This window comes from Rhodoplanes elegans (genome assembly GCF_016653355.1).
Classification (GTDB): Bacteria; Pseudomonadota; Alphaproteobacteria; order Rhizobiales; family Xanthobacteraceae; genus Rhodoplanes; species Rhodoplanes elegans.
In genome coordinates this window covers 1-12,109 of record NZ_NHSK01000088.1, presented here as the reverse complement: position 1 = coordinate 12,109, position 12,109 = coordinate 1, and the positions used below count along the sequence as shown (strand labels likewise).

The following is a 12,109-nucleotide window of genomic DNA, read 5'->3' as shown; positions in this document are numbered from 1 at the left end:
CCCCGGATCGCCCCGCCGTACCGGCCGGCCTGCGCATCAACGTGGTCTCGTCGATCACCGAGATCCCCGCCGCCGTGTGGGACGCCTGCGCCAACCCGGTCCCGACCGGCCCGTCGGCGAGCGCCGGCGCATCGTTCGCCGCGGCTTCAGGCGCGACTTCGGGCTCCGCCTACAACCCGTTCGTTTCGTACGCCTTCCTGTCCGCCCTCGAGGCCTCGCGCTCGGCCGTCGCCCGGACCGGCTGGCAACCCCGTCACCTGATCCTGGAGGACGGCACCGAGACCGTGCTGGGCGTCGTCCCCTGCTATCTCAAGTCGCATTCGCGCGGCGAGTACGTGTTCGACCACGGCTGGGCCGACGCCTACGAGCGCGCCGGCGGCCACTATTATCCGAAGCTGCAGGTCGCGGTGCCGTTCACGCCGGCGACCGGCCGGCGCCTCCTCGTCGCCCCCGGCCCGCAGGCCGAGGTGGCCGAGGTGGTGCTGCTCGACGGGCTCAAGACGCTGTGCGGACGCGAGGGCCACTCCTCGGTCCACGTCACCTTCATGACCGAGGCGGAGGCGAGCCTCGCCGCCGACTACGGCTGGCTCACCCGCACCGACCAGCAGTTCCACTGGGACAATCCCGGCTACGGCAGCTTCGAGGACTTCCTGAACGCGCTCGCCGCCCGCAAGCGCAAGGCGATCCGGCGCGAGCGGCGCGAGGCGGTGGAGAACGGCATCGAGATCGTGCGGCTCACCGGAGCCGCCATCGACGACGAGGCCTGGGACGCCTTCTTCGGCTTCTACATGGACACCGGCTCGCGCAAATGGGGGCGCCCCTACCTCACCCGCGACTTCTTCTCGCGCGTCGGGGCCAGCATGGCCGACCAGATTCTGCTCGTGATGGCGAAACGCGAGGGCCGTTACATCGCCGGCGCCCTCAACTTCATCGGCGGCGACACGCTGTTCGGCCGCCATTGGGGCGCCGTCGAGCACCACCCGTTCCTGCATTTCGAGCTTTGCTACTACCAGGCGATCGAGTTCGCCATCGAGCGCCGCATCCCCCGCGTCGAGGCCGGCGCGCAGGGCGAGCACAAGCTCGCCCGCGGCTATCTCCCCAACACCACCTGGTCGGCCCATCACATCGCCGACCCGGCGCTGCGCCGGGCGATCGCCGACTATCTGAAGCGCGAGCGCGCCTATGTCGACGCCGCCGCCCGCGAGCTGTCCGCGGCAAGCCCGTTCCGCCGGGACGCCATCGACATCCGCCCGCCGGCCGAGGCCGAGATGGAGGCGGACTGATGCTACGCAGTCATTCCGGGGCGGCGCGCAGCGCCGAACCCGGGATCCAACCGAGGATTCCGAGATTTCCGCTGGATTCCGGGTTCGCGCTTTCGGCGCGCCCCGGAATGACCGCAAGCTGATCAGGCGGAAGCGGCGTCAGAACTGGATGCCGATCTTGCGGCCCTTCTCCCAGACGACGCGGCTCGACTTCTTCACGGCGCCGTGCAGGAAGGTGAAGCGCTTGGGGATCGGCCCGTTGCCGGCGACATACAGGCAGGCGCCGCCGGCGCTCACGTCGATCACCTGACACTCGATCGCCGGGCTCTTCGGGTCGACGAAAATCTTTCCGACCCGGGGCACGAGACCGCTCGGGCGTACCCGCACGAACCTGCGCTTGTCGTTCATGGCCGCTCCGCGCGCCTGCGAGATCTGCGAAAGATGGCACGATCTTCCGTGGCCGCGCTTAAAGTCGCGTTAAGCAATCGCGCGCCGCGAGCGCACCCGGCGCGCCTCGCCGCGGCTTGACGGGCGGGCGCGCGGTTTGCCATCCATGCGGGGACCGATCGGTATCGTCGCGGACGGCCGCGATCGGCGCGGCCCCCTCCCCGACGACGGGAACGAGGCAGCGGGAATGAGGCAGCCCATGGCGAGCTACGACACCTCGAACGTGTTCGCGAAGATTCTCCGCGGGGATCTTCCCTGCCACAAGGTCTACGAGGACGACCGCACGCTGGCGTTCCTCGACATCATGCCGCGCTGCCCCGGCCATACGCTGGTGATCCCGAAGGCGGCGGCGCGCGGCATCTACGACATCACCCCGGAGGATCTCGGCCACGTCCACCAGGTGGCGCAGAAGATCGCCAAGGCGGCGACCGCGGTGTTCAAGGCCGACGGCGTCACCATCCAGCAGTTCAACGAGCCGGCCGGCGGCCAGGTGGTGTTCCACCTGCACGTCCACGTGCTGCCGCGCCACGACGGCGTGCCGCTGAAGCCGGCCGCGACCTTCAAGGAAGAGACGGCGACGCTCGCCGATCACGCCGCCAAGCTGTCGGCCGCGCTGGCGGGGTGAAGGGCGAGCCGCCGTTATCCGGCGCAGATCCGCCCTCGTCCTGAGGTGCTCGGGCGAAGCCCGAGCCTCGAAGGGCGCGGGCGGGCACCGAGTGCCCCCCGCCGAACGCCGCGTTGGCAGCGGCCGCATGGTTCGAGACGCGCTCCTGCCGGAGCGCTAATCACCATGAGGAGGAAGGCTGGCCCCCGAGGCGAGCCGCCGGGTGGCCGCCCTCACCCCTTCAGCGCTTCGGCCAGCGCCTTGGTGTTGGCCCGCATCATCTCGATGTAAGTCGGCGCCGGGCCGGAGGCGTTCGACAGCGCGTCGGAGAACAGCGTGCCGCCGACCTTGGCGTCGGTCTCCTTGGCGATGCGGTCGAGCAGGCGCCGGTTGGAGATGTTCTCGACGAACAGGGCCCGCACCTTCTCCTTCTTGATCAGCGTGATCAGGTCGGCGATCTCGCGCGCCGACGGCTCGGAATCCTCGGTCACGCCCTTGGCGGCCCGGAACGTGATGCCGTAGGCGGCGCCGTAGTAGCCGAACGCCTGGTGGGCCGTGATCACGGTGCGCTTGTCCTTCGGCAGCCCCTCGAAGGCCGCCTTGATGTCGCGATCGAGCGCGTCGAGCTGCTTCAGATAGGTCTCGGCGTTCGCCGCATAGGTCGCCTTGTTGGCCGGGTCGACGGCGGACAGGCCGTCCCGGATGTTGGCGACGTAGAGCTTCACGTTGCCGACCGACTGCCAGGCGTGCGGATCGTCCTTGCCGTGATCGTGGCCGTGACCATGGTCGTGGTCGTGCCCCTTCTCCTTCGGCTTGGCGATCGGCTTCAGGCCCTTGGCCGCGACGACGACCGGCCCGGTGTAGCCGGACGCCTTGGTCATCCGCTCGACCCAGCCCTCGAGCCCGAGCCCGTTGATCACCACGAGCTTCGCGCCGGCGAGCTTCTTCGAATCGGCCGGCGAGGGCTGGAAGGCGTGCATGTCGGCGTTCGGTCCGACCAGGAGATCGACCGCGACCAGCGGGCCGCCGACCTGCTTCACCAGGTCGCCGAGGATCGAGAAGCTCGCCACCACTTTTACGGGCGCGGCGGCGCCACCCGGGGCCGCGCCGGCGGGCTTCTCGGCCTCGCTCGCCGCCTGGGCGAGCACCACGGTCGGGGACATGAGCACGGCGGTCAGGGCCAGCCCGGCGGTCGCCGCCGTCAGGGTGCCGAGCAGGGTCCGCCGCGAGATCGTCACCGGGTGCCGGAGGGGCATCGGAGTCTCCTGTCATGTCGATGTAATAACGTAACAGTCAGGAGATGGTTTTGGGCCGGAAGCGGACGGCTGTCAATCGCGGGGCGGCCGCGCAGCCTCTGCGTGGTCGTCCTCCGCGGAGGCGGACGACCCAGTATCCCACCGGCCCGCGTTGTTTCGATCCAAACGCCGCGGCGTATTGGGTGCTCCGCCTTCGCGGAGCATGACGAAGGAGAGGCTCCGGACGTCGAGCTGGCGCCCAAACGCAAGAGAACCGCCATGGCGGCGGGGGCTGTCGAGGCTCGCCGCGGACAGCCTCAGTGGGTCCAGAGGCCGCGGCGCGAATAGGCGAAATTGTCCGAATAGGCGATGGTGCGGCGGCTCGGCGACTTCGGCTCGAGCACCTGGTAGGCGACCCCGTGCTGCTCGCAGAAGGCGATCGCCTCCTCCTTGGTCTCGAACTGCATGCGGACCTGCTGGCGGGTGTCGCCCGAGCTGGTCCAGCCCATCAGGGGCTCGACCCGGCGCGGCTCGTCGGGCTCGTAGTCGAGCACCCAGTGCTTGGTCTTGGCGGTGCCGGACTGCATCGCGTTCCGGGCGGGCTTGTAGATGCGTGCGATCATGAAGGCCTCGGCGACGATCCCGCGTGTTCGGTCCGCCCCCGCTGAGGCAGCCGGCAACGCCGGCGCAGCTCCGCGGGGACAGGAAAAGTCCTACGCGACCGGCGAAGAAACGCAAGCCGGTCGGGCGACGCGGCACCGGCCGCTCCGGCGTCGGCTCCCGTCGGCCGGACGGGTGGTCGGGGCAGCAGGATTCGAACCTGCGACCTGGAGTACCCAAAACTCCCGCGCTACCAGGCTGCGCTATACCCCGAAGCCGTGAAGTCGATCGTGCAGTACCGGGCGGGACTTGCGGGGTCAAGGCGGCGGCCGCCCAGGAGCCCAGGCGGCACCTCTCCCGCGGGACCCCCACGTCAGCCCGCATGAGCAATGGGTTCGTTTTGCCGAGACACAACTTCTATATGACAGATATCAACAATGCCATCTTAACGTGATTTTGCGGGTCCGGCGAATTCGTCTCGCTCGGACCGGCGAATTCGGCGGCCGCCGCGTCCCATTCGAGCTGATCGACAATCGCTGAGCGGATGCCCGAACAGCGGCCGCGAATTCCGAAGAGTGTTCACGGAGAGGACGTGCGGGTAGCATTCCATTGACCGAATTCACTCTATGGTACCAATGTTATGTCCGCTGTTCACGCGGATCGACACGCGGAGACGTCACGATGATCGCACGATCCCTGTTCGGGTCCCTTGTCCTGTCCATCGCGATCAGCGGTGGGGTGGCGCAGGCGATGCCGCTCGCCCCGGTCCCGGAACAGACGCTCGTCGCGCCGGCGTCGTTCTGGGCCAAGCCCTACCCTTACGGCTATCGGTGGCGGAAGACGCCCTGCGTTCGCACCGTTCCGAGCTGCACCGAGGCGGTCGTCGCCGTTCCGGCCTGCGAGCTGCGTTGGAAGCGGGTGGTCGTCTGCCGCTGACCCGATCCTGATGGCGAATATGCCCCGGCGTCTTGCGGCACGATGCCGTGCGACGAACGCGGTGAGGCGAAACCGGACAGAGGGCCGATCCGGGAGAGGCACGAATCAGGCGGAGGCACGGAGCGGAGAGTCGCGCGGCCGGTCACTCGGCCGCGGACGTGTCGCTAAGACCGGCCGCTGCAGAGTCGTCTCCGTCCACCGCGATGGTCCGTACCACCTCGTCGATCCGGCGCGTGCGTTCGGCTGCTTCGAGGGCCGCGACGACGGCGTCGCGAACATGCCAGCGCTTCGCGCCTCCCTTCAGCGCGTCGTCGATATAGGCCGCATAGGCCTTCACGGCGGACTCGATCTCGGCGTCGCTCGGCATGAGTCTCTCACATGTTGATAATGTTATATTCAACCAAGTCACATTTGGCGTGTAAAGCGAGGCCGACCGATCGATGCGTCGGGAAGGCCGTCTCGCGAACTCCGACGCGTCGGGGTGGCCCGACCGAACCGCGACGAATTGTGACGCGCCATATCGCGGTGGGCCGGGAACCATCGGACCGGCGCCGCGTCGAGCCCTGAGCGCAGTTTTGGCCGAACAGCGCCGAACCTTGGGCCTGGGCCACGGAGAGGGTTTCCCGATGCGATTTCTCACCGTCGGTCTGTCGAGCGTGGTCGCATTTGTCGTGACGTTCGCCGATGGGAGCGCGCGCGCCCAAGGCGTGAACGAGCGGATGATCACCGGCGCCCCGCCGTCCGGTTCGACAACCATCATCGTGCCCGGCCCGGAACCGCGCCGGCCGACCGCCGTGCCGACCGGCCCGCCGCCTCAGGTCTACGCGCCGCTCGGGACCTACCCGCCCCCGCCCTACGACTATGGGCAACGGCGAGCGCGTCCGAAGATCATCGACCGGCGACGGTGAAGGCGGAACGGCTTCCCTCGCAACCCTGTAGCCCCGCCTCGGCCAAAGGAACCGCCAGCGTGAGGCCGATCGGAGCGTCTGCCGCGAAGCGGTGGCCGCCGGGCGCACGCGCCGACCGGCACACGCGACCACAGACTCAGGCGCTTCGCCTCTCCGCCGTGACGGGTGCGACATCCGCTGCAGCGACGTCGGTCGCGACGACCGCGCCTGCCGGTGCCCGCGTGTCTCCGGTTCCCTCGAGGTCGGGAACGCCCGTGGCAGCGGCGGGCGCCACCATCAGACGACGCACGGCCTGGAGATCGTCGACGCAGGCCGCGATCTGGCGTCCGGCCCAGTTCCTGACCGCCTCGTCGAGCCAGCGCTCGGTCAGCAGGAGGTCGAGCTTGGCGCGCGTCCGACCGTCATGGCATCGCCGCCGATCGAGGGGCCGCTCCGCCGCGAACTCCCGCGCCGCCCCGGCCTCGCAATCGAGCAGCGCGCCGAGTTCCTCGTAGGTCAACCAGATCTGGGGCACGGGCACCTCCGCCGAGCAGTTGACGAGAGATGTCACGACTCCGGTTCAGAAACGGTTACGGGCTCCGAAGACACCGGCACCGCCGATCTGCGCTTCGATGATCTCCAACACACGGGGCGAATGCCACGGCCATTCCGAGCGTCGCAAGGAGCTGGCAAGGACGGCGCGGTCTCGATCCGCCAAAGGTTGTGCGTGCAGCGCCGACCGGCCGTCACAGAAGCACTGCGTGCGCTCGCCTCGTCCCGTGCCGCGCACGCCGTCAGCTCGCCGGCTCCCGGCTCACGGCCGGCTCCTGCGCCCGGAAGACTGCGACATAGAGGGCCGGCAGAAAGATCAAGGTCAGCACGGTGGCGACCAGGAGGCCGCCCATGATGGCGTAGGCCATCGGCCCCCAGAAGATCGTCGGGGCAATCGGGATCATGCCCAGCACGGTGGAGATCGCGGTCAGCACGATCGGCCGCAGCCGCGACAGCGAAGCGGCGATCACGGCGTCCCAGATCGACCGCCCCTCGCCGCGCTCGGTCTCGATCTGGTCGATCAGGATCACGGCGTTGCGGGCGATCATGCCCATCAGCGCCAGGATCCCGAGGATGGCGACGAAGCCGAGCGGCTTCTGGAACAGCAGCAGGGCCGCGACGATGCCGATCAGCCCGAGCGGAACGACGCTCAGCACCAGCGCCAACCGTGAAAAGCTCTGGAGCTGGATCATCAGGATCGTGACGGTGACGAACAGCATGGCCGGCACCACGGCGAACACCGAGGCCTGCGACTTGGCGCTCTCCTCGACGGTGCCGCCTGTCGCGATGCGATAGCCGCTCGGCAGCCCGCGCTGGACCCAGGCGACCTTGTCGGCGAGCGCCGCCACCACGGCCTCGGGCGAGGCGCCCGCCGCGACGTCGGCTTGGACCAAGAGGGTCGGCAGGCCGTCACGGCGCCAGATCAGCGGATACTCCTGCTCGTCCTCCAGCGCGGCGAACTGGCCCAGCGGCACGGTGCGGCCGTTCGGCAGGCCGACCTGCAGGTTGCGCAATGTGGAGAGCGAGACGCGCTGCTCGTCGGTCGCCCGCACGACGACGTCGACCAGATAGATGCCGTCACGCATCTGGGTCACGGCATTGCCGGAGACGACGCTCGCCAGCACGCCGGCGATCGCCTCGGAGGAGAGGCCCAGGAGCCGCGCCTGATCCTGATCGACCCGGATGCGCACCTTGCGGGCCGGCTCCATCCAGTCGAAGTTGATCTGGCGCACCCGGGTGTCGCCTGCGATCGTGGAGGCGAGCAGCATCGCGGCGGCACGCACCTCGGCCAAATCCGGGCCGCTGATGCGATACTGCACCGGCCAGCCGACCGGCGGGCCGAGCTCCAGCGGCACGATGCGCGACACGGCACTCGGGAACTCGTCGGCCAGCACCTTGGAGAGTCTGTCGCGCAATCGCTCGCGTGCGGAAACGTCCTTGGCGACGACGACGAGCTGGCTGAAGAAGTCGTTCCTGAGCTGCACGTCGAGCGGCAGATAGAAGCGGATGACGCCGCGGCCCACATAGGTGCTCCAGTCGGCGACGTCGGGATCGGCGGCCAGGATCTTGTCGAGACGGGCGGACGCGGCGGCGCTGGCGTGAATGGACGCGTTCTGCGGCAGCCGCAGATCGACCAGCAGCTCGGGCCGGTCGGACGAGGGGAAGAACTGACGCGGGATCAGCGGCAGCGCCGCGATCGACGCGGCGAAGCAGGCGAGCGTGATCAGGATCGTCACCCAGCGCCAGCGCATCGCGGCGACCAGCACGGAGCGGAAGGCGCGCACCAACCGACCCGGCTCGGTCGCCGCCTTCGGAGTCGGCAGCAGCGCGACGCCGACCAGCGGCGTGAACAGCACGGCGACCACCCACGAAGCGATCAGCGCGACGCTGACCACGGCGAAAATAGAGAACGTATACTCGCCCGCCGAGCTCTTGGCGAAGCCGATCGGAATGAAGCCGGCGAGCGTCACGAAGGAACCGGTCAGCATCGGCATCGCCAGCGTCTTGTAGGCGAAGGCGGCGGACTCCTCCTTGCTCGCGCCTTCGGCGAGCTTCGTCGACATCGCGTCGATGGTGGACATCGCGTCGTCGACCAGCAGCGTCAGCGCGATGATCAGGGCGCCGAGCGAGATGCGCTGCAGGTCGACCGAGATCAGCTCCATCACGGGGAACACCAGGGCCAGCGTCAGCGGGATCGACAGCGCGACCACGGCGCCGGCCCGGAAGCCGAGGCTGACGACGCTGACCGCCATGATGATCACGATCGCCTGCCACAGCGATTCCATGAACTCGCCGATGGCGGTGTCGACCACGGCCGACTGGTCGGCGACCAGCACCGGCTCGATGCCGACCGGCAGGTTCGCCGTGATCTCGGCCATGAGCTTTTTCACGTCGCGCCCGAGCGCCAGGATGTCGCCGCCGTCCCGCATGGCGATGGCGAGGCCGACCGCCGGCGTGCCGTTCACCCGGAACATCGGCTGCGGCGGATCGGCGAGGCCGCGCCGCACCGTGACGATGTCGCGCAGCCGGATCAGCCGGTTCCCGGCCGCGATGTTGACGTCGAGGATGTCGAGCTCGGACTCGAAGGCGCCGGAGACGCGCAGCACGATGGTCTCGTCGCCGGTCTGGATCGCCCCCGCCGGGCTCACCGCGTTCTGGGCGCGCAGCGCCTGGATGATGGCCGACCGGTCGAGGCCGAGGCCGGCCAGCGTCGCGGTCGAGAACTCGATGAAGACGCGCTCGTCCTGGGCGCCGAGGATCTCGACCTTGGACACGTCGGCGAGCGCCAGCAGGCGCTTACGGATCGCCTCTGCCGTGTCGCGCAGCTCGCGATGGGTGAAGCCGTCCGCCGTGAGGCCGTAGATGATGCCGAAGGTGTCGCCGAAGTCGTCGTTGAAACCGGGGCCGACCACGCCGGCCGGCAGCGTGTGGCGCATGTCGGCGACGCGCTTGCGCACCTCGTACCAGATGTCCGGCACTTTTGCGGGCGGTGTGGAGCCCTTCAGGTTGACGAAGACCGTCGTGCGGCCCGGCACCGTGGTGGAGCGCAGGAAGTCGAGGTTCGGCACCTCCTTGAGGGTGCGCTCCAGCCGGTCGGTGATCTGGTCGAGCGTGTCGGCGAGCGTCGCGCCCGGCCACGCCGCCTCCACCACCATGGCCCGGAACGTGAAGGCCGGGTCCTCGTTGCGGCCGAGGCGGACGTAGGAGAGGAGGCCCGCCAGCGTCACGGCGATCATCAGATAGAGCACGAAGGAGCGGTGGCGCAGGGCCCAGGCGGACAGGTTCGGCCCGCTCATGGGCGCGCCCCGAGGAGGCGCACCTTCTGGCCCGGATGCAGCGCCTGCACGCCCGCCGTGACGACCACCTCGCCGACGTCGAGCCCGCCCGCCACCGCGACCTTGGCCGGATCGAAGCGGACGACATCGACATTGCGCAGCGCCACCGTGGCGGTCTTCGGGTCGACGATCCACACGGCGGGCTGCCGGTCGGCCCGGGTGAGCGCCGTCGCCGGGATCTCGATCACGGCCTGCGCGGCGAGCGTCAGCCGCCCCGTCACGGTGGCGCCGAGCCGCATCGCCTCGGGCGGATCGGTGAGGCCGACCTTGACCTCGAAGGTGCGGGTCACCGGGTCGGCCTCGGGCGCCACCTCGCGCACCCGGCCGCTCGCCGTGACGGCCGGGTCGTCGGTCAGGCTCACGGCGATGACCGAGTCCGGCGGCGCGGTGCGAAGCACCTGGGCCGGCACCTCGAACACGGCGTCGCGGCCGCCCTGGCGGGCGAGCCGCACGATCGCCTGGCCGGCCTGCACGACCTCGCCGGGCTCGGCGCCGACCGTGGTGACGACGCCGGGCGCATCGGCTTTCAGCACCGTGAAGCCGAGCAGATCGTCGGCGGTCTCGAGCTGCGCCTCCGCGGCGTCGACGCGGGCCTGCGCGGTGTCGCGCTCGCGCTTGGCTTGATCGAACAGGGCGCGGGTGGTCCAGCCCTGCGCCAAAAGCGTCTCCTGCCGTTCGAAGTGATTGCGGGCCTGGGTGAGCGCCGCCCGGGCGGCGGCGAGATCGGCCCGGGCGGAGCGCACCGCGTTGGTCTCGTTCTGCGGCTCCAGCCGGGCGATGACCTGCCCGGCCCCGACGCGGTCGCCGACATTGACGGGCCGTTCCATCACCCGCCCGGCGATGCGGAAGCCGAGCGCCGCCACGTCCTCGGCGGCGATCCGGCCCGTGAGCGCCACCGTGTCGCCGGCCTCGCGCTTGGCGATGGTGACGGTGCGGACCGGACGCGGCTCGGGGGCTTGCACCTCCTCGGCCGGCCCGCAGGCGGCGAGCAGCATCACCGGGATCAGTGCGATCCCGGGCGCCGCGATCTCACGCAGGGGGAGCCGCCACGAACGCTTTGCGGATGGCGAGGGCGATCGCGACATAGGACAACCCCGAGATGACGAGAGAGACACCTGCCACGACGCCTGCCTCGAGCTCCCGCACATGCGGGAACTTGAACACCAGCACCAGGCTCATCAGGAGCGCCACCAGACCCGAGACGAGCAGCCAGAAGGCGCCGCGCTGGCGGCGAATCTTCACGGCGCAACCGATCTGCGACAGGCCGAGCACGACGAACACGATGGCGATCAACAGCGTGATCGCGACAGCACCCTTCAGCGGATTGAAGTAGACCAGGACACCGCCCACGATCTCGACGCCCCCGCCGAGGAGCTGCCAGACGAAACCGGGCCACCCCTTGGTCTCGAACGCCTGGACGATCTTGGCGATGCCGACGATCACCAGGACGGTGCCCAGCACGAGCCCGGCCGCCATCGTCGAGGTGACGGGAAGTGCGATGGCGGCAGAGCCGCAGACGAGCAGAACGAGACCGAGCAGCAGGAAGCTCCACCATCGGAAGCGCAGCGGCACCGGGGCCGGCAGAGTATCGATCGCCGGAGCGGTCGCCTGCTCGCTCGCCATGCCGCCCGGTCTCCCCTGCTCGCCTGCGCGGCTTCTCCGACGATCATGCGGGTGACCGTCCGGCGTCCGCGCCCGTTCGAATGGCCGGGCAAAGCTAACGCAGCGCGTCGGCGATGAACAACCGGACGTCGTATTAGCCCGGTTACCGGCTTGTTCCGTTGCACGAACTGCGCGACAAGGCAGGTAGCGGCGCACGGGCAGCCCCGAAGCGGAGACGTGCCGTCCGGCGTTGCATTGGTCAGCGAGGCGCCCGTGACGATCGACCGCTCGCCCGTTCTCGTCGACCTCGCCCTCCAGGGAGGCGGTGCCCACGGCGCCTTCACCTGGGGCGTGCTCGACCGTCTGCTGGAAGAGCCCTGGCTCGACATCGACGGCGTCTCCGGCACCTCGGCCGGCGCCATGAACGCCGCCGTGCTGGTCGACGGCTTCGCCGACGGCGGCCGCGACGGCGCCCGGAGCGCGCTCGAATCCTTCTGGCGCAGCGTGTCGGACGGGGCGCGGTTCAGCCCGTTCCAGCGCACGCCGCTCGATCTGCTGCTCGGCCGCTGGACGCTCGACAACTCGCCCCTCTACGTGATCATGGACCTGATGGCCCGCATGGTCTCGCCCTACGATCTCGTGGCCGGGG

At 69.7% G+C, this 12,109-nt stretch carries 13 protein-coding genes and 1 tRNA gene; 5 read left to right on the top strand and 9 right to left on the bottom strand.

Annotation, left to right across the window (positions count from 1 at the left end; translation table 11 throughout):
* Positions 1-29 precede the first annotated feature (29 nt).
* Positions 30-1,283, top strand: a complete 1,254-nt coding sequence (locus tag CCR97_RS11850) for a GNAT family N-acetyltransferase (RefSeq protein ID WP_111355546.1) — start codon at positions 30-32, stop codon at positions 1,281-1,283.
* Between the two features lie 138 nt (positions 1,284-1,421).
* Here CCR97_RS11850 and CCR97_RS11845 read toward each other — a convergent pair whose 3' ends face one another.
* Positions 1,422-1,670 (bottom strand): PilZ domain-containing protein, encoded by a 249-nt coding sequence (locus tag CCR97_RS11845; protein WP_111355545.1) that lies wholly within the window; start codon positions 1,668-1,670, stop codon positions 1,422-1,424.
* A 238-nt stretch (positions 1,671-1,908) separates the two neighbouring features.
* On the opposite strand from CCR97_RS11845, the gene CCR97_RS11840 reads away from it, so the two are divergent.
* Entirely contained in the window at positions 1,909-2,334 is a 426-nt protein-coding gene (locus tag CCR97_RS11840; protein WP_111355544.1) for an HIT family protein, read from the top strand.
* Between the two features lie 212 nt (positions 2,335-2,546).
* Here CCR97_RS11840 and CCR97_RS11835 read toward each other — a convergent pair whose 3' ends face one another.
* The 3 genes from CCR97_RS11835 to CCR97_RS11825 form a co-directional block, all read right to left on the bottom strand.
* Positions 2,547-3,476 carry a metal ABC transporter solute-binding protein, Zn/Mn family gene (locus tag CCR97_RS11835; protein ID WP_111355559.1) on the bottom strand — a complete coding sequence of 310 codons (930 nt, stop codon included), beginning with the start codon at positions 3,474-3,476 and terminating at the stop codon, positions 2,547-2,549.
* Between the two features lie 389 nt (positions 3,477-3,865).
* Positions 3,866-4,171 (bottom strand): ETC complex I subunit, encoded by a 306-nt coding sequence (locus tag CCR97_RS11830; protein WP_111355543.1) that lies wholly within the window; start codon positions 4,169-4,171, stop codon positions 3,866-3,868.
* Positions 4,172-4,344: 173 nt separating this feature from the next.
* Positions 4,345-4,421: transfer RNA gene (locus CCR97_RS11825), tRNA-Pro, on the bottom strand.
* A 408-nt stretch (positions 4,422-4,829) separates the two neighbouring features.
* Here CCR97_RS11825 and CCR97_RS11820 point away from each other — a divergent pair.
* Entirely contained in the window at positions 4,830-5,084 is a 255-nt protein-coding gene (locus CCR97_RS11820; RefSeq protein ID WP_111355542.1) for a hypothetical protein, read from the top strand.
* Between the two features lie 142 nt (positions 5,085-5,226).
* Here the strand turns inward: CCR97_RS11820 and CCR97_RS11815 are convergent, their stop codons facing one another.
* Positions 5,227-5,451: a hypothetical protein gene (locus tag CCR97_RS11815; RefSeq protein ID WP_111355541.1), complete on the bottom strand. Its 225-nt coding sequence runs from the start codon at positions 5,449-5,451 to the stop codon at positions 5,227-5,229.
* Between the two features lie 259 nt (positions 5,452-5,710).
* Between CCR97_RS11815 and CCR97_RS11810 the strand changes: the two genes are divergently transcribed.
* Positions 5,711-5,992, top strand: a complete 282-nt coding sequence (locus CCR97_RS11810; RefSeq protein WP_111355540.1) for a hypothetical protein — start codon at positions 5,711-5,713, stop codon at positions 5,990-5,992.
* Between the two features lie 136 nt (positions 5,993-6,128).
* Here the strand turns inward: CCR97_RS11810 and CCR97_RS11805 are convergent, their stop codons facing one another.
* The 4 genes from CCR97_RS11805 to CCR97_RS11790 form a co-directional block, all read right to left on the bottom strand.
* A complete protein-coding gene (locus tag CCR97_RS11805) occupies positions 6,129-6,506 on the bottom strand; it encodes a hypothetical protein (protein WP_111355539.1) in 378 nt (125 codons plus the stop codon).
* A gap of 259 nt (positions 6,507-6,765) precedes the next feature.
* Positions 6,766-9,819: an efflux RND transporter permease subunit gene (locus tag CCR97_RS11800; RefSeq protein WP_111355538.1), complete on the bottom strand. Its 3,054-nt coding sequence runs from the start codon at positions 9,817-9,819 to the stop codon at positions 6,766-6,768.
* The gene (locus CCR97_RS11795; RefSeq protein ID WP_244670397.1) at positions 9,816-10,853 is read right to left on the bottom strand and encodes an efflux RND transporter periplasmic adaptor subunit; all 1,038 of its coding nucleotides are present in this window, start codon (positions 10,851-10,853) and stop codon (positions 9,816-9,818) included. Before CCR97_RS11795 ends, CCR97_RS11800 begins: the two co-directional genes overlap by 4 nt.
* 34 nt (positions 10,854-10,887) lie before the next feature.
* Positions 10,888-11,481 carry an HdeD family acid-resistance protein gene (locus CCR97_RS11790; RefSeq protein ID WP_146618647.1) on the bottom strand — a complete coding sequence of 198 codons (594 nt, stop codon included), beginning with the start codon at positions 11,479-11,481 and terminating at the stop codon, positions 10,888-10,890.
* Positions 11,482-11,697: 216 nt separating this feature from the next.
* On the opposite strand from CCR97_RS11790, the gene CCR97_RS11785 reads away from it, so the two are divergent.
* Positions 11,698-12,109, top strand: a 412-nt coding sequence (locus CCR97_RS11785) for a patatin-like phospholipase family protein (protein WP_338049073.1), incomplete at its 3' end; no start/stop codon positions are given.

Coding starts and splice junctions, on each gene's coding strand:
- CCR97_RS11845 (WP_111355545.1), bottom strand. CDS start 1,670: ATGAACGACAAGCGCAGGTTCGTGCGGGTACGCCCGAGCGGTCTCGTG.
- CCR97_RS11840 (WP_111355544.1), top strand. CDS start 1,909: ATGGCGAGCTACGACACCTCGAACGTGTTCGCGAAGATTCTCCGCGGG.
- CCR97_RS11835 (WP_111355559.1), bottom strand. CDS start 3,476: ATGTCCCCGACCGTGGTGCTCGCCCAGGCGGCGAGCGAGGCCGAGAAG.
- CCR97_RS11830 (WP_111355543.1), bottom strand. CDS start 4,171: ATGATCGCACGCATCTACAAGCCCGCCCGGAACGCGATGCAGTCCGGC.
- CCR97_RS11820 (WP_111355542.1), top strand. CDS start 4,830: ATGATCGCACGATCCCTGTTCGGGTCCCTTGTCCTGTCCATCGCGATC.
- CCR97_RS11815 (WP_111355541.1), bottom strand. CDS start 5,451: ATGCCGAGCGACGCCGAGATCGAGTCCGCCGTGAAGGCCTATGCGGCC.
- CCR97_RS11810 (WP_111355540.1), top strand. CDS start 5,711: ATGCGATTTCTCACCGTCGGTCTGTCGAGCGTGGTCGCATTTGTCGTG.
- CCR97_RS11800 (WP_111355538.1), bottom strand. CDS start 9,819: ATGAGCGGGCCGAACCTGTCCGCCTGGGCCCTGCGCCACCGCTCCTTC.
- CCR97_RS11795 (WP_244670397.1), bottom strand. CDS start 10,853: ATGCTGCTCGCCGCCTGCGGGCCGGCCGAGGAGGTGCAAGCCCCCGAG.
- CCR97_RS11790 (WP_146618647.1), bottom strand. CDS start 11,481: ATGGCGAGCGAGCAGGCGACCGCTCCGGCGATCGATACTCTGCCGGCC.